At 72.4% G+C, this 15,808-nt stretch carries 13 protein-coding genes; 4 read left to right on the forward strand and 9 right to left on the reverse strand.

Annotation, left to right across the window (positions count from 1 at the left end):
• Positions 1-2: 2 nt before the first annotated feature.
• The 3 genes from J421_RS20610 to J421_RS20620 form a co-directional block, all read right to left on the reverse strand.
• Complete coding sequence (locus J421_RS20610) at positions 3-2,597, reverse strand: amylo-alpha-1,6-glucosidase (RefSeq protein WP_148306434.1); 2,595 nt, start codon at positions 2,595-2,597, stop codon at positions 3-5.
• Positions 2,598-2,613: 16 nt separating this feature from the next.
• Positions 2,614-3,897 (reverse strand): serine hydrolase domain-containing protein, encoded by a 1,284-nt coding sequence (locus J421_RS20615; protein ID WP_025413070.1) that lies wholly within the window; start codon positions 3,895-3,897, stop codon positions 2,614-2,616.
• Positions 3,898-4,134: 237 nt separating this feature from the next.
• Entirely contained in the window at positions 4,135-4,701 is a 567-nt protein-coding gene (locus tag J421_RS20620; RefSeq protein WP_025413071.1) for an OsmC family protein, read from the reverse strand.
• 29 nt (positions 4,702-4,730) lie between these two features.
• Between J421_RS20620 and J421_RS32940 the strand changes: the two genes are divergently transcribed.
• Together J421_RS32940 and J421_RS20625 are read left to right on the forward strand one after the other, a co-directional pair.
• The gene (locus J421_RS32940; protein ID WP_158508855.1) at positions 4,731-4,889 is read left to right on the forward strand and encodes a hypothetical protein; all 159 of its coding nucleotides are present in this window, start codon (positions 4,731-4,733) and stop codon (positions 4,887-4,889) included.
• Positions 4,890-5,019: 130 nt separating this feature from the next.
• Positions 5,020-5,814: a TonB family protein gene (locus J421_RS20625; RefSeq protein WP_148306435.1), complete on the forward strand. Its 795-nt coding sequence runs from the start codon at positions 5,020-5,022 to the stop codon at positions 5,812-5,814.
• 76 nt (positions 5,815-5,890) lie between these two features.
• On the opposite strand, the gene J421_RS20630 is transcribed toward J421_RS20625, so the two are convergent.
• On the reverse strand, positions 5,891-6,466 hold the full coding sequence (locus tag J421_RS20630; RefSeq protein ID WP_201773055.1) for a YceI family protein: 576 nt from the start codon (positions 6,464-6,466) through the stop codon (positions 5,891-5,893).
• Between the two features lie 60 nt (positions 6,467-6,526).
• Entirely contained in the window at positions 6,527-7,114 is a 588-nt protein-coding gene (locus J421_RS20635) for a DUF2239 family protein (protein WP_025413074.1), read from the reverse strand.
• Between the two features lie 167 nt (positions 7,115-7,281).
• Between J421_RS20635 and J421_RS20640 the strand changes: the two genes are divergently transcribed.
• Together J421_RS20640 and J421_RS20645 are read left to right on the forward strand one after the other, a co-directional pair.
• Positions 7,282-8,334 carry an SRPBCC family protein gene (locus tag J421_RS20640; RefSeq protein WP_025413075.1) on the forward strand — a complete coding sequence of 351 codons (1,053 nt, stop codon included), beginning with the start codon at positions 7,282-7,284 and terminating at the stop codon, positions 8,332-8,334.
• 16 nt (positions 8,335-8,350) lie between these two features.
• Positions 8,351-9,523, forward strand: a complete 1,173-nt coding sequence (locus tag J421_RS20645) for a zinc-dependent alcohol dehydrogenase (RefSeq protein WP_025413076.1) — start codon at positions 8,351-8,353, stop codon at positions 9,521-9,523.
• A gap of 87 nt (positions 9,524-9,610) precedes the next feature.
• On the opposite strand, the gene J421_RS20650 is transcribed toward J421_RS20645, so the two are convergent.
• From J421_RS20650 to J421_RS20665, 4 genes are all read right to left on the reverse strand, one after another.
• The gene (locus tag J421_RS20650) at positions 9,611-10,762 is read right to left on the reverse strand and encodes an alpha/beta hydrolase family protein (protein WP_025413077.1); all 1,152 of its coding nucleotides are present in this window, start codon (positions 10,760-10,762) and stop codon (positions 9,611-9,613) included.
• Positions 10,763-10,856: 94 nt separating this feature from the next.
• A complete protein-coding gene (locus J421_RS20655) occupies positions 10,857-12,806 on the reverse strand; it encodes a hypothetical protein (protein ID WP_148306436.1) in 1,950 nt (649 codons plus the stop codon).
• A gap of 286 nt (positions 12,807-13,092) precedes the next feature.
• Complete coding sequence (locus J421_RS20660; protein ID WP_158508856.1) at positions 13,093-13,512, reverse strand: FtsX-like permease family protein; 420 nt, start codon at positions 13,510-13,512, stop codon at positions 13,093-13,095.
• Complete coding sequence (locus J421_RS20665; protein WP_025413080.1) at positions 13,461-15,767, reverse strand: ADOP family duplicated permease; 2,307 nt, start codon at positions 15,765-15,767, stop codon at positions 13,461-13,463. The genes J421_RS20660 and J421_RS20665 overlap by 52 nt, the downstream gene beginning before the upstream one ends.
• Positions 15,768-15,808 lie beyond the last annotated feature (41 nt).

A 15,808-nucleotide genomic window follows, 5' to 3' on the forward strand; every position in this document is an offset into this window, starting at 1 on the left:
ATTCAGCGCCCTGGAGCGAACGTCATCGTCACATAGCCATCCGCGTTCGCGCCCGTCGCCGGGAACGTGACGCTCTCCTCGCGCACGGAGCCGTCGGGCACGCGGAGCCGGAACGCGTAGCTACGCCCCGCGAAGCCTTCCAGCGTCGCGACGTACTTCCCGTTGACGATCCGCTCCGAGAGCACGCGCATCGCCGACGAGCGGTCGCCGATGCGTGGACGCGCCCGCGGCGGGATGAGCGACCAGCCGCCGACGTACGGAACCTCGAGCACGAGCCGATCGTTGAGCGTGCCGGTCACCGTGGCGTGCACGTCGCCCGGCGTCTCGATGTGCGCCGCGGTCGTCGTCGCGCCTAACGGGAGCGCCGGCGAGAACGTCACCGCGAGCGGCGCTCCGCCTTCCTTCGTGAACGACGCCGTGAGCCGTCCGGCCGCGCGGCGGATCGCGACGGTCACCCGCGACTGGCCCACCGGCACGTTCTCCACGCGCACCGAGTCCCACTCGGCCGGCAGGTGCGGCGCCACCGTGAGACGCCCCGCCGGCGCGTCGACGTCGATCCCCAAGAGCCCGCGGATCAGCGGCGTGAGCACCATCGACGTCGCGAAGAACTGCTGCGGCACCGCGGTGTCGAGCGGCTTGTACAGTCGGCCCGAGATCACTTCGGGATTGCGCCCGCGCGCCTCGTCGAACCCCGTGCGCGCCACCGCGTCGAGCGCGAAGCGACCGGCGAGCGGCGCGTGGTAGCGGTACGCGGCGAGCGCCACCCACCCGGTCACGAACGGCCACACCGCGCCGTTGTTGTAGTGCAGCGGGTCGAACAGCGGGCTCGCCGCGGAGAGTGGCCGCGCGCCCCAGTCGGTCATGATCTCGCTCGACGCCAGCCGCTCGGCCATCGCCGCGCCGCGCGATGGGTCGAGCACGTCGAACGCCATCGCCGTCGCGGGCCAGGCCGTCAGGCTCTCGTTCACCGCGCCGGCCTCCAGCAGTGCGAACGCGTACTGCCCGCGCGCCGGGAGCCACAGCCGCGACTCGAGCGTGCGCACCGCGCGCGTGCGGAGGGCGCGAGCCGAGTCGCCCAACGCCGGCTCGCCAGCGGCCGCGGCGAGGCGCGCGAACCGGTCGAGCGCCGCGATCCATACGCCGGCCAGGTACACGTCGGAGCGGATGCCGATCTGCAGATCCCCGACCTCGAGCGCGCCCGCGCCGGCCGACGTGTTCTCCATCAGGCCGTCGCCGTCCGTGTCCGTGGCGCGCGACCAGAGGTACGCCTTCCGCAGGTTCGGCCACAGCTCGCGCACGAGCGTCGTGTCCGCCGTCTGCCGCCAGTACTCGCCGAAGGCGAGCAGCCAGAACGGCGTCGTGTCGCCGTGGTAGAACGCGTAGGGATACGCGCCGAACCAGTCGATCTGTCCGGCGCCCTGCGAGATCTCGTGCGTGATCTTGCCGTCGGCGCGCTGGTACCGCGCGAAGAACCGCAGCGCGCCGTCGCGCACGAGCGCCGTCTGCCCCGACCCGCTCATCGCGAACGAGTTGATCGCCGCGTCGCCACCGAAGAACCACCCGAACCCCGGCCGATCGCTCGCCGCGCCCGAGAGCCCGTGCCCCGCGACGAGGCCGCACCCGAGATCGGGATTGCAGACCATCGACTCGTCGAGGTTCACCTTCGCCCACTCCACCGCGCGGTCGAGCAGCGAGTCCGGCGAGTGCAGCGACAGCCGCGTGGTGCGCAGCGAGTCGGCGTGCGCGACGCGTCGCCGCCACTCCGCCTCCGCGGCACCGGGCTTCACGAGCCGCTCGTACAGCGCGCGCGCGGAGTCGCGCGGCATGGCGCCGCCGGCGAGCACGATCGGGATGTACGCGACGTGCGCGTCGATGCGCCGCCCCGGCGGCTCGCCGAGCTTCGGCGGCGTGTAGCGCTCGCCGCCGACCGCGAGCACGAGCTGCGGCGGCGCCGCCGCGAGCATGTGCGCCGGCACGTCCGACGCTTCCGTCACCGCGGGCGATCCCAGAAACGCGTTCACGCGGCGACGGCTCTCCGAGAACAGGAACGCCCGCGCGTCGTCGTTCCACACGAGATACTGCCCACCGAGCGATGCCGGCCACGCGTAGTGGATGTCCGGCGTGAACCGCGCGACGATCTCCATCGGCCGCAGCGCGTCGACCTCCAGCAGCATCACGACCGCCGGCAGGTCGAGCGGCGCGAACACGTGCTGCCGCACCGTGAACTGCTCGTGCGCGTACTCGATCGTGACCCCCTCCGGCCGCTGCACGACGCGCCGCGCCACCGCGCGCCCCGCGATCGGCTCCGCGTACTTGGGAATCCGGAACGACAGCTCGAAGTCGTGCAGCCACTTCAGCGGCCAACTCCACAGCTCGAGGCGGCCGTCCTCGGTGCCCATGGCGATCGCGCGGCGGCCGACCGCCGAGACGAACACGCCGGGGCGCGCGTCGCCGTCGAGCGCGATCGGCGAGGCGCCTAACGGGAAGGACGGCACCGTGCCCTGCGCCTGCGCGGCGGCCGCGAGCACGGCCGACGCCACGACCAGCGCGAGCGCCGACGACGTGAACGACGCGGGACGGCGGGAACGCACGCTCACGACCACGCGTCGCGCGTCACGGCCTCGCGGGCGTCACGAGCGCCTGGTACACGAGCATCGGGAAGCGCGCGCCGAGCGAGCTGCGACTCGGCAGGAGCTGCACCATGTAGACGAGCACGAGGCGCTCCTTCGGGTCCACCTCGTACTGGCTGCCGTACGCACCGCCCCAGCTGAACGTCCCGACCGACTCGGGCCGGCCGTCGGCGCCCGGCGTGAGCAGCACCTGGAAGCCGAGGCCGAAGCCCTGTCCCGTCTGCGAGAACAGCGTGCCGGTCTGGTTCGTCGTCATGAGCGCGACGGTCTTCGGGCCGAGCATGCGCGCGCCGCCGAGCGCGCCCCCGTCGAGCAGGGCCTGGAGGAAGCGCGCGTAGTCGCGCGCCGTCGAGACGAGCCCCGCGCCGCCCGAGAAGCTGCGACGCGGCCCGTCCGCGTAGGCGCCCTGCCCGCGCGCTCCCTCGGGCGCGCGCGCGGGCGCGGAGTCGGTGCTCATGTACACCGCGGTGAGCCGCGCGCGCTTCTCCGCGGGCACGAAGAAGAACGTGTCGCGCATGCCTAACGGTCCCGTGATGCGCGCCTCGAGGTAGCGGTCGAGCGGCATCCCCGACGCGCGCTCCACGACGCAGCCGAGGATGTCGGTGTTGTAGCCGTAGACGAACTGCGTCCCCGGCTGCGCCACGAACGGCACCGCCGCGAGGCGCTCCATCGTGGTGCAGATCGGCTCGTCCTTGTCGGCCGTGTACCAGCCGTAGCCCGCGGACGGGCCGAGCCCCGTCGGCGCGTAGAGCGTCGCGACGAGGCTGTCTGTGCCGTACGAGATGCCGGCGGTGTGCGTGAGCAGATCGCGGATGGTGATCTGCCGCCGCGCCGGGACGATCGCACGACCGGTGTCGGTACGCGTCGCCACCGTGGTGCGGGCGAACGCGGGGATGAAGCGGCTCACCGGATCCGAGAGCGAGATCTTCCCTTCCTCGACGAGCTGCATCACCGCGACGCTCGCCAGCGCCTTCGACTGCGACGCGATGCGGAACAGCGCGTCCGTCGTCATGCGCCGCCCCGCCTCGCGGTCGGCCCACCCGAACGCCTTCTCGTACACCGGCTGCCCATCGCGCCACACGAGCGCGACGGCGCCCGCGATCTCGCCGCGGTCGACGGCGCGCTGGAACGCCGAGTCGATGCGGGCGAGCCGGTCGACGGCGAAGCCGAGGCGGACGGCGGGGGCCTGGGCGCGCAGTGGCGCGACCGCCGGCGCGAGGAGAGCGAGGTGAACGGCGAGCCGGCGTGCGAACGTGTACGTGGTCATCGGTCGGGTGGACGTGTCGGGTCGGGAGCGCCGTGGACGACTCCACGTATGAGTTTCCATGGGACTGAAGGGGGACTGAAGGAGGACCGAAGCAGGACCAAACACAACGTCGTTGTTGTTGTCCTTCTTCAGTCCCTCTTCAGTCCCTCTTCAGTCCCTCTTCAGTCCTTCTTCAGTCCTCATGTAACACGTACGTGAAGCCCTGACGAGCGCGCAGAAAGGGCACGAGCGCCCGTGTTAGCCGACGGCCGCGCCGTTGATGCGCACCTCGCGCGTCAGCGGCATGGCGCGCATCATGTCGTCGCGCCAGGAGCTGAAGCGGTCCGCGGTGTCGAGCAGCCGCAGGATCTCCGCCTCGCTCGCCGGGCTCTGGACGGTGACGACGTAGCGCATGGCGAGATAGCCGGGCGGCACGCTCTCGTCGACGCCGAGCTCCCCGCGCGCGTCGTAGTCGGCGTGCACCGCCACCTCCAGCGCGTCGATCGGCACGCCGAGTCGCGCGGCCCAGATGCCGTAGCCCACGGCGAGGCACGAGCCGACGGCGCCGCGGCCGTAGACGCCGGGGTTCGGGCCAGCGTCGGTGCCGCCGTGCTTCGCGCTCATGCCGACGGTGAAGCGCCACGGCCCGTCCTCCACGTCGCACGCGAGCCCCGGCCGGAGCCGCACGCGGGTGACCGCGGTGCCCTGGCCGTCGCCGGGACTGCTCGCCACGGCCTGCGCGTTGCGCTCGGCCGCGCGCCGGATCGACTCGGCGCCGTCGGACAGTCGGGGCTCGGCGGCCGCCGCGGTGGTGAGGTCGCTCATCGGTCGCTCCTCGTGAGGGATGCGCGACCATGGCGCGCCGCGCGTCGCGCGTCAAGCGCGGGCCGCGGTGCCTAACGATCTCGCGCGTCGTTAGGCACCGGCGCGGGCGCCGCGAGCCGTCATCCGTTTGCGCGCGCATGCGGCCCGGCTCGGCGGCGGCGACGCGGCCGGCGATGACGCCGCCGTGACAGGTCGGTGACGCGCGTCGCGTGAATTGGCGGCAATTCCGCGCCGTGGCCCGAGCTTTGTGATACGACCCGTCAGCCGGGGGCCACGTCGGGTTCCGGTGACCACTTCGGGGTCCAAAGGACGTCGTCGATGCTACACCCATTCATCAGCGCGCGATCGGTCCGCCTGCCGCGTCATGACGTGGGCGGTGTTTTCACCAGCGTGGCCCTGCACGGCGGCATCATCGCGCTCGCCGTCGCCGCCACGGCCCCGAAGCTGTCGCGCTCCGTCGTGGTGCGCAGCCCGGGCGTCGAGCACGTCGTCTTCACCGGCATCACGCACGCCGATCCGCTGCGGGTCGCCACGGCGTCGGCGGCCCGCGCGGTGCGACACGCGCGACGCGGCCGCGGGCTCGCCCGCCTCGCCGCCCAGGCCACGACCCGCGTGGTGACGCGCGACCTCGCCGCCGCGCTCGCGCTCACCGACGAATCGCTGCTCGCCGTCCTCGACGCCATGCAGCTCGACGTGCCCGACGTCGATCTCGAGACGCGCGCCAGCGGCGGCATCGAGTTCGCCCGCGACGCGGTCGAGGAGTTCAGCGGGCGCGTGAAGTTCGCCCCGCGGCCGAACGCCGGCGACGCCTACACCGAAGAAATCGTCGAGAAAGTCGTCGCGCCGTTCGGCAACAACCCGCGCCCCCACTACCCGGCGCGGCTTCAGGCCGACCAGGTCGAGGGGAGCTTCATCGTGCGCTTCGTCGTCGACAGCACGGGACGCGTCGAGTCGAAGAGCCTCCAATTCCCCACGACCGCGCACAAGCTGTTCATCAAGTCGATCCGCGACGCGCTGCTCCGCTCGCGCTACCTGCCCGCGGAGCTGGCCGGACGCCACGTGCCGCAGCTCGTCCAACAGCGGTTCTCGTTCACGCTGGAACGGCTGCGGTGAATCCTGCTGCGCGGCGGCGTGGCGGCGTGGCTGCGTGACGGCACGTCCACGCAGCCACGCCGCCACGCCGCGGTGCTCAGGTGTTCGCCTGCATCACGAACTGCACCTCGAGATCGATCCGCACCCGGTTCGCGACGAGCACGCCGCCCGTCTCGATCGCCTGGTTCCAGCGCAGCCCCCAGTCGCGACGGTCGATGTCGGTGTGGGCGCTGAAGCCGACGCGCTCGCCGCCCCACGGGTCGGTGCCGCGCCCCTCGAACTCGCAGTCGAACACGACCTCCATCTTCGTGTCGCGGATCGTCAGGTCGCCCACGAGCTTGAACCGGTCGCCCTCGGCCCGCGGCTGGGAGCCGTCGATCCGCGTGCTGCGGAACGTGATCTTCGGGAAGCGGTCGCCGTCGAAGAAGTCCGCGCCCTTGAGGTGCGCGTCGCGGTCGGGTGAGCCGGTGTCGATGCTCGCCACGTCGAGCTCGGCCTCGACGCAGCACCCTTCCGGGTGCTCCTCGCTCCCCGTGAGCGTCGCGCGAACCGATTTGAAGCGGCCGCGCACCGTGGTCATCATCATGTGCTTCACGGCGAACTCGACGCTCGAGTGCGATGCGTCGAGCTGCCACGTCTGCGTGCCGGCCTGCGTGTCGGCGATTCCAGTCACGTCACTCCCTCCACTGAAGGAAGCCAGCGCAGGGCGGCCAGTGGCGTGCCAGTCGGATCGTTAGGCGTCGAACGCGGCGGCGGCGAGGCGGCGCGCGTGGTCGCGGACGTCCGACGGCCAGTCGGCGGTCTGCGCCGTGAACCGCACGCGGTCGCCGGCGAACAGCGCGCGCGTCGCCTCCTCGAATCCCGGCGCGTCGCCCGCCATCGCCGACATGAAGCGGTAGGCAGCCTCGCGCGCCGCGCGAAGCCGGTCCGCCGGCTCGCGATCCCGGCGCGCCTCGTCCACGAGCCGCCGCAGCGCCACCGACGCGCCGCCCGGCTGCGCCGCCAGCCACTCCCAGTGCCGGGGCAGCAGCGTCACCTCGCGCGCCACGACGCCGAGCCGCGGACGCCCGGGACCGCGCGTCGCCTTCGGCTCCTCCGCCGGCGGTGGTGGGGGCGCGAGCCGACGGAGCACGTCCTCGTCGGAGCCGCGCAGATCGAGCTCGATCGGCTCGCTCGTGTCGTCGTCGAACACGAGCACCGGCCCGGTCGGGCCGCGCTCCACGACCGCTTTCGTCGCCAGCGCCACCTCGCCGAGCGCCCCCGACGCGATGCGCCGGGTCCCCTCGAACGCGGTGCACCGCGCCCCCTGTCGTCCGTCCATCGCCATATTGTGTCCGGGTAAAATCGTGCCCCAGTCTACCGCCGGACCGGCGCGGGCGTCAAGGGCGCCTAACGATTCCGCGGTCCCGGCACGCGGGGCATGCCCTATGCGCCCGGTGCCCGCTCTCACGGATCACATCAACGCCGATCATGGCGAGGGGGCGACGCATGGGTACGGGACTCGACGGCAGCACGACGACGACGGGAACGGGCGACGGCCTCGCGTGGCGCCGACGCGCCGATGGGGGCGAGCGCCCTGCCACGCGCACCGAGAACGCTCGCTATCAGCGGCTCGCCGACGCGGACCGCGGCACGGGCGGGGAGAGCCTCTCGGACTTCCTCGGCTACTTCAGCATCGGGCTCGGGCTCGCCGAGTCGCTCATGCCCGGCGTCATGGCGCGCGTCATCGGCATCGACCACGAGGACGAGACGAACCGCAACACGCTCCGGCTGATGGGGCTGCGGGAGATCACGAACGGGCTCGCGGTGCTCGGCAAGCAGCAGCCGGAGAAGGCGATGTGGTCGCGCGTCGCCGGCGACGCGCTCGACCTCGCGCTCCTCGGCAAGGCGCTCACGAACCCGAAGAACTCGCGCGGCCGCACGCTGTTCGCCACCGCGAACGTGCTCGCCGTCTCGGCACTCGACGTCATGGCGGCGCGGCAGCTCTCGAAGCAGCCGAAGACCGAGGCGAACGCCGGCGCCGACGCGGGGATCATCCACACGAAGCGCTCCATCACCGTCGGCAAGCCGGTGGCGGAGGTCTACGCGTACTGGCGCGACTTCGCCAACCTGCCGCGGTTCATGCGCCATCTCGAGTCGGTGACGGTGCTCGACGACCGCCGCTCGCACTGGGTCGCGAAGGCGCCCGCCGGCCAGCGGGTCGAGTGGGACGCGGAGCTCACGGAGGATCGGCCGAACGAGCTGATCGCGTGGCGCTCGATCGAGGGGAGCGGGATCTGGAACGCGGGGACGGTGCGCTTCCAGCCGGCGCCGGGCGGCCGCGGCACCGAGGTGCGCGTGGACCTCAGCTACGACCCGCCGTTAGGCAAGCTCGGGTCCAAGGTCGCGATGCTGTGGCGCGAGGAGCCCGGGCAGCAGGTGCAGGACGACCTGCGCCACTTCAAGCAGGTGATGGAGATCGGCGAGATCCTGGTCTCCGACGCGACGAAGCAGCGCGGCCCGCACCCGGCGGCGCCCGACGACAAGCCGGTCGAACTCTGATCCCGAGGTACTGTCGATGAAGGCCATTTGCTGGATGGGACCGCAGAACATGCAGGCGCGCGAGGTGCCGGATCCGAAGATCCTGAACCAGCGCGACTGCATCGTGAAGGTGACGTCGACGGCGATCTGCGGCTCCGACCTGCACCTCTACAACGGGTTCCTGCCGATGATGGAGCCCGGCGACATCATGGGCCACGAGTTCATGGGCGAGGTGGTCGAGGTGGGGCGCGACGTGAAGAACCTCAAGGTCGGCGACCGCGTGGTCGTCCCCTTCCCGATCGCGTGCGGCGCGTGCGAGCCGTGCAAGGCGGGCGCGACGTCGCTGTGCGAGAACTCGAACCCGAACGCGTACATCGCCGAGAAGATGCTCGGCCACTCGCCGTCCGGGATCTTCGGCTACTCGCATCTCACGGGCGGCTTCGCGGGCGGGCAGGCGGAGTACGCGCGCGTCCCGTTCGCCGACTTCGGGCCGATGGTCGTGCCCGAGGGGCTCACCGACGACCAGGTGCTGTTCCTCACCGACATCCTGCCGACGGGCTACATGGGCGCCGAGATGTGCGGCATCAAGCCCGGCGACACGGTCGCGGTGTGGGGATGTGGCCCGGTGGGCCAGTTCGCGATCGCGAGCGCGTATCTGCTGGGTGCCGAGCGCGTGTTCGCGATCGACCGGTTCGAGTACCGGCTGCAGCGCGCGCGCGAGCAGGCCGGTGCCATCACGATCAACTACGAGGAGGTCGACTCGGTCCCCGACGTACTGCTCGACCTCACCGCCGGCCGCGGCCCCGATCACTGCATCGACGCGGTGGGCGCCGAGGGGCACACCCACGGGGTGCAGTATCTGCACGACCGCGCGAAGCAGATGATGCGCGTGCAGACCGATCGCCCGATCGCGCTCCGCGAGGCCATCCACTCCTGCCGCAACGGCGGCACGGTCTCCGTGATCGGCGTGTATACGGGGCTCATCGACAAGTTCCCGATGAACGCCGTGATGAACCGGTCGCTCACGATCAAGACCGGCCAGTGCCACGTGCACCGCTACATGAAGCCGCTGCTCGAGCGCATCCAGAAGGGCGAGATCGACCCGACGTTCGTGATCTCGCACCACATGAAGCTCGACGAGGCGCCGAAGGGGTACAAGATCTTCAACGACAAGCTGGACAACTGCGAGAAGATCGTGCTCTCGGCCTGATTCGTCTCACGCGGAGATGCGGAGGCCGCGGACGACACCGACCGCTCAGGTGTTCTCCGCGGCCTCCGCGCCTCCGCGTGAGACTTGTCAGAGCGTCCGCGACAGGAACTGGAACGCCGCCACGCCGTTGAACTCGTGGCCGCCGTCGTGCACGGCGGAGCCGAAGCGGTCGGTCGCGCCGAAGGCGTCGTAGATGCGGCGCCCCGTCGCGGCGGCGCGGTCGAAGCCGGCGATGGGGAAGATGTGGTCGGCGCGCCCGGACTCGACGAACAGGGCGCGCGGCGCGACGAGCCCCGCGACGTCGGCCATCTCCATGTCGTGCAGCAGGCCGGGCACGTAGTTGTCCGGGCAGTGCGAGATCTGCACGATGCTGTCGCGGAACGTGTTGAAGTACGCGCTCACCACCGCGGCCTTCACCCGGCCGTCGAGCGCGGCGGTGAACAGCGACGTCGTGCCGCCGCTCGACGCGCCTAACGTGGCGATGCGGCGGCCGTCCACCTCGGGGCGCGACTGCAGGTAGTCGATCGCGCGCATCGCGTCCCACACGCGCCAGCCGAGCATCGACTGGCCGAACAGCAGCGCGGCGCACGCCGCCGGACGACACGAGTTCTCGGTCGGTCCCGCGCGGCGTGCCGCGGCGTCGCGCCGCATGCCGAAGCCGAGCTGCTCGAGCGCGAGCACCGCGTAGCCGTGCTCCACGCACTGCAGCGCGTACTCCTTCGCGTACCCGACGCCGCGTTGCCCGGACGGCGTCTCGTCGACGCCGAAGCCCATGATGTCGGCGACGCCGCGGCCGTGCCCCGGCAGTGCGACGATCGCCGGCAGCGGACGCCGTCCTTCCGTCGGCAGCAGCAGGTAGCCGACGGCCGAGAGGTGCGCGCGCGTGTCGAACACGACCTTCTCGCGCGTGTAGCCGCCGAAGTCCGCCGTCGACACGACCTCCGCGTTCAGCGGCACGCGCGTCGTGGGCAGGCCGCCGATCCGATCCAGAAGCCGCTGCCGCGCGCGCCGCTGCCACCGCTTCGCCGACGCGGCGTCGGTGGCGCGGAACGCGTGCGCCGGGGTGATGTCGTCGTACGCGGCCAGGCAGAACGCCTGGCTGTCGAGCCGCGCTTCCAGCTCCGTCGGCGCCACGTCGGCCGTCGGCTCGGCGCTCGCGGCTCGCGCGCCGGCAAGGTTGCCCGTAGCGGCGAGCGCGCCCGCCATCGTGCCGTGCTTCAGGAACTCGCGACGCTGCATTGCTGTGTCCTCGGTGGGAGCATCCGCAGATTACGCCGATTACGCAGAAGGGGAATCGGCGTGATCGGCGTAATCTGCGGACTCGAGGACGGCTCTACCGACAGAAGCCGATGTAGTCGTGCCGGTCCGACGGCTCGGCCTCGCCGGTGGTCACGCGCACCTCGGCGAACAGCTGCACGAGGTACGAGCAGGGCGCGAGGTCGGTCAGCACCCAGCCGTTCGGCGTGGCGGTGCCGAAGCGGTCGTCCGGCGACGGGTTCGGCACGTTGAGCGGCTTCGCCGGCGTCGGGCCACCCTCCACCCACATCGAGACCGCGCCGAGGTTCGGGTGCGCCGCGGTGAACTGCGGCGTGAGCGTCGCGTTGATCGGCGTGCACCCGGCGCCGCCGGAGAGCTCCGCGAGATCGACGACCGTCACCGCGATGTCGGAGAACGCCGGCGTTGGGCTCCACTCCGGGTGGCGCGTGATGTTCGTGTACGTCGGGTTCGAGATCGCCATGCGGCGCACGCGCCCCGCGGCGATCTCGCTCGGCGCCACCGCCCACCGGCGCACGCGCATCCGGATCGCGAAGAAGTGCTCGCGCGGCACCGTGCGCCCCTCGGACTGTGCCGCGTCGCCCGCCTGCAGCGCCGAGCAGTCGATCGTCTCGAACGTGGCGAGCGCGGTGGACGCGACGTTCGCGAGGAGGCCCGTGTTCGCGACGAACAGCCCGCCCGACGCCTTGTTGATGTTGTTGTTCTGCGGCACGCGGATCCACCCGCCGACGATGTCCGCGTTCACGTAGTCGGCGTTCGGCGGCGGCGGTCCCGGCGGGCCGTTCACGAGCACGCGCAGCTCGGTGAGGATGTCGTCCGGATCGAGCGCGGACGGGTCGAAGAGCTGGATGACGCCGATCTGCGTCTCGCCGATCGCGGCGATCGGCACGGGCGCGAACGACAGTGCCGCCTCGTTCGTGCTGCCCAACGCGTACTCGGCGAACTCGAAGCGGTACTCGAGCGGGTCGGTGGTGAACGGCATGTGCTGCCCGAGCACGCCGCGCAGCGGTAGCGTGGCGAAGAACGCGCGGTCGGCGAGCGCCGGGTTCACGTGCAGCGTGCGGCCGTTGCCGGTGAGTGGGTCGGAGTCGATCCCCGTCGTCGCCTGGTAGCGCCCGACCTGGAAGAACGACGTGATCGGCTGCTGGTCGAGGTCCCCGCCATCGGTCGGCGCGTCGTCGAGGTGCAGGTCCACACGCTTGCAGTGGCCCACGTTCTCGCGGTCCGCCGCGCGCCCGCGCGACGGCGGTTCGGTGAGCAGCGCGGTGCCGCCCGCCGTCTCGACGCGGAAGTACAGATCCGGCCCGCTCACGAACTCGATCTGCAGGAACGGGAAGATCGTCGGCGTGAAGTCGTCGGTGGCGTAGTCGATCCGGTAGCGCCCCGCCCCGTTCGTGAGATCCGAGCCGAGGGCGTCGTTCTGCAGCCAGTCGACGTCGAACGCGCGGACGCGCACGTTAGGCACCGGCGTGTTGAGCGCCCCCGCGCTCACCGTGCCGTACACGGTCCAGCCGCCGAACAGGGTGCGGATGCCGCACCAGAAGCGCGCCGGCACCGTGTAGTCGAACGCGGCGATCGCCGTCTCCTCGCGCACGCGCCACCGCGGCTGCAGCGTGGTGAGCGCGAACTGCACCGGGCCGTGCGGCCGCGGACGCGGCGGGAGATGCGGCACGGTGCCGCAGTAGACGTCGATCTCGAACGCGGCGCCGCCGTAGCCGCGATCGGCACTGATGGTGATCGCGAAGCGGCCGTCCTCGTCGAGCAGCCCCTCGGCGAGCAGGTTGCCCGCCTTCGCCGCCACCTGCTCGTCGGTGAGCACGGCGAGCGTGTCCTTTGGCAGCGCCGCGGCGCGCGCCGCGGTCACCTCGGGCACGTCGGTGGGCCGGTAGAGCCGCACGCGCGCGCCGGCGAGCGGCTCCGGGAAGTCCGGCCCGAGCAGCCCCTCGAGCCGCCCCTGGAGGATGAAGCTCGTCGGTCCGGACGTCGCGCCCCGACGATAGTCGGTCACGGCGCGTTCGGTTCCCGCAAACGACTGGTCCATCGCCACCTCCCGCGTCCGCCGACGCGGCACGAGGAGAGAGGGGCGCGCGGACGCCGCGTCGCGCTCGCGCGACACCGTATCCGACGTGGAGCCTCCTGCTCCGCGCCGGACGCCCACGATGCGGCGGACCAGATGTCTCGGCAACCACGCTCAAGTGTGGCTGCGTGGCTGCGTCGCTGCGTGACGGCACGTCCACGCAGCCACGCAGCCACGCAGCCACGCAGCCACGCAGCCACGCAGCCACGCAGCCACGTCACTCGTCGCGCAACGTGATCACCGGATCCACGCGGGCCGCGCGACGCGCCGGGATCGCCGCGGCGAGGCCCGCGACCACGCACAGCAGCAGCGCCGCGCCGGCGTACGTCGACGGATCGGTCGCGCGCACGTCGTAGAGCAGCGACGAGGCGAGCCGCGACAGCGCGAGCGCGAGCGCGACGCCGACGGCGATGCCGATCGCGGCGAGCACCGCCGCGTGACGCACGACGAGCGACACGACGTCGCGCGCCGAGGCGCCGAGCGCGACGCGGATGCCGAGCTCGCGGAAGCGCTGCGCGACCGCGTAGCTGATGACGCCGTACGTGCCGACGATCGCGAGCGCGAGCGCCGTGCACGCGAACGCGGTCACGAGGATGAGCGGATAGCGGCGCAGGAACACCGACTCGGACTGGCGCACCAGGCTCTCCATCGGGAAGACCTGGTACAGCGCGACCTCCGGATCGATGTCGTGCACGACGCGGCGCAGCGACGTCTCGAGCCCCGCCACGTCGCCGTGCGTGCGCAGCGCGACGCGCATCGCCACCTCGGGCGCGCGCGCGCGAACGGCAGATAGATCGCGCCGCGCAGCGGCTCGTCGAGCCGCGTGACCGCGACGTCGCGCACGATCCCGACGACGGTCCACGTGTTCGAGCCGATGATGAGTCGGCGCCCGACCGCGTCGCGGTCGTCGAACGCCTCGCGCACGAACCGCTCGCTCACCATCAGCTCGCGCGGCCGGAGGCTGTCGAGCCCCGCGTCGAACACCGTGCCGCGCACGAGCTGGATGCCGAGCGTGCGGAAGTAGCTCGGCGTCACGACGCGAAACAGCGTCTCCTTCGCGTGCCCCGGCGCGGGCTCCGGCTCGCCCTCCACGCGGTACGACGTCGCGTTCCCGGGGTCGAGCGGCAGCTTCGACGTGAGGCCGACGGTCGCCACGCCGGGGAGCGCGCGCAGCCGTTCCTCGAGCGAGAGAAAGAACGCGCGCTGGCGGTCCGGCTTCGCGTACTCGACGCGCGGCAGCGGGATGAACGCGGTGAGCACGCGGTCGGCCCGGAACCCCGGATCGACGGCGAGCAGCCGCGCGAGGCTCCGCCCGAACAGCGCGGCGCCGGAGACGAGGATCACCGTGAGCGCGAGCTCGCCGACGACGAGCGCGTCGCGCGTGCGTCCGACGCCGCCGCCGACCGACGAGCCGCGCGCGCCCTGGCGGAGCAGCTCGCCGAGTCGCGGCCGCGCGGCGCGCAGCGCGGGCAGCACGCCGAAGCACGCGCCGGCGACGATGGACAGCGCGAGCATGTACGCCACGAGGCGCGCGTCGAGGCCCACGTGCGCGAGGTACGGCATCGTGAGCAGGCGCTGCGGCGGGATGGCGGCGACGAGCGCGCGCACGCTCGCGTTCGCGACGACGAGCGCGAGCACGCCGCCGACGAGCGACAGCAGCAGGCTCTCCGTGAGCAGCTGCCGCACGATGCGCCCGCGCCCCGCGCCTAACGACGCGCGCACCGCGAGCTCGCGGGCGCGCGACGCGCCGCGCACGAGCAGCAGGCTGGCGACGTTCGCCAGCGCGACGAGCAGCACGAGCCCCGCCGCGCCGAACAGCACCAGCAGCATGGGGCGCACGTTCCCCGTGAGCTCGTCGCGCAGCGGCGTCACGAGCACGCTCACGTCGGCGTCGGGGTCGGGGTAGCGGTGCGCGAGCGATGCGGCGATGGCGCGCATCTCCTCGCCCGCGCGCTCGATCGTCACGCCGGGCTTGAGCCGCGCGATGGAGTCGAACCACCCGCCGCCGCGATTCTCGCGCATCGACGCGCCGCGGTCGAACGGCACCCAGACCTCCGCCGCGCCGACGCGCGAGAACTGGAAGTCGGCCGGCAGCACGCCGACGACGGTGTACGACGCGCCGTCCAGCCGCACGCTCCGTCCGACGATGCGCGGGTCGGCGTCGAACTCGCGCCGCCAGAGGTCGTGCGCGAGCACCACCACGCGCGGCGCGCCGACCGCGTCCTCCCCTTCCGCGAACAGACGCCCCACCGCCGGGCGCACGCCGAGCACCTCGAAGAAGTTCGCCGACGTCTTGCCCGTCCACACGACGCGCGGCCGCTCGTCGCGCGACAGCACCATGCGGTTGCTGTGATAGCCCGCGATGCCCACGAACGACGTCGACTCGCGCCGCCAGTCGAGCAGGTTCGGGTAGGTGGTGTTCGACTTGTCGGTCCGCGTCGTGGCCGACGTCTGCCAGAGCGCGACGAGCCGATCCGGCTCGCGGTACGGCAGCGGCCGCAGGAGCGCCGCGTCGAGCGCGCTGAAGATCGCGCCGTTCGCGCCGACGGAGAGCGCGATCGTGAGCAGCACGGTGGCGGTGAACCCCGGCTGCCGGGTGAGCGCGCGCACGGCGTAGCGCAGGTCCTGCCGCCATCCGCTCCACCAGTCGGCGCGGGCGCCGTGGCGCAGTCGCGCGCGGTCCATCGCCGCCAGCTCCGCGCGTGCGGCCCCGACGTCGCCGAACTCGCGCGCGGCCTCGCGCTCCGCTTCGTCGCGTGGCACGCCGCGCGCCACCAGCTCGGCCACGCGCGTCTCGAGATGGAAGCGGAGCTCGTCGTCGACGTCGCGAGCGGCGGAGCGCGTCGAGTCGGCGAGGCGGAAGAGGCGGCGGACGCCGTCGGGTCGAGTCATGGGTCTCCCCGGAATGTTTCCGGGGTAGACACTACGCCGCG

The sequence above is a fragment of the Gemmatirosa kalamazoonensis genome, from assembly GCF_000522985.1.
In the GTDB taxonomy this organism is placed as follows: domain Bacteria; phylum Gemmatimonadota; class Gemmatimonadetes; order Gemmatimonadales; family Gemmatimonadaceae; genus Gemmatirosa; species Gemmatirosa kalamazoonensis.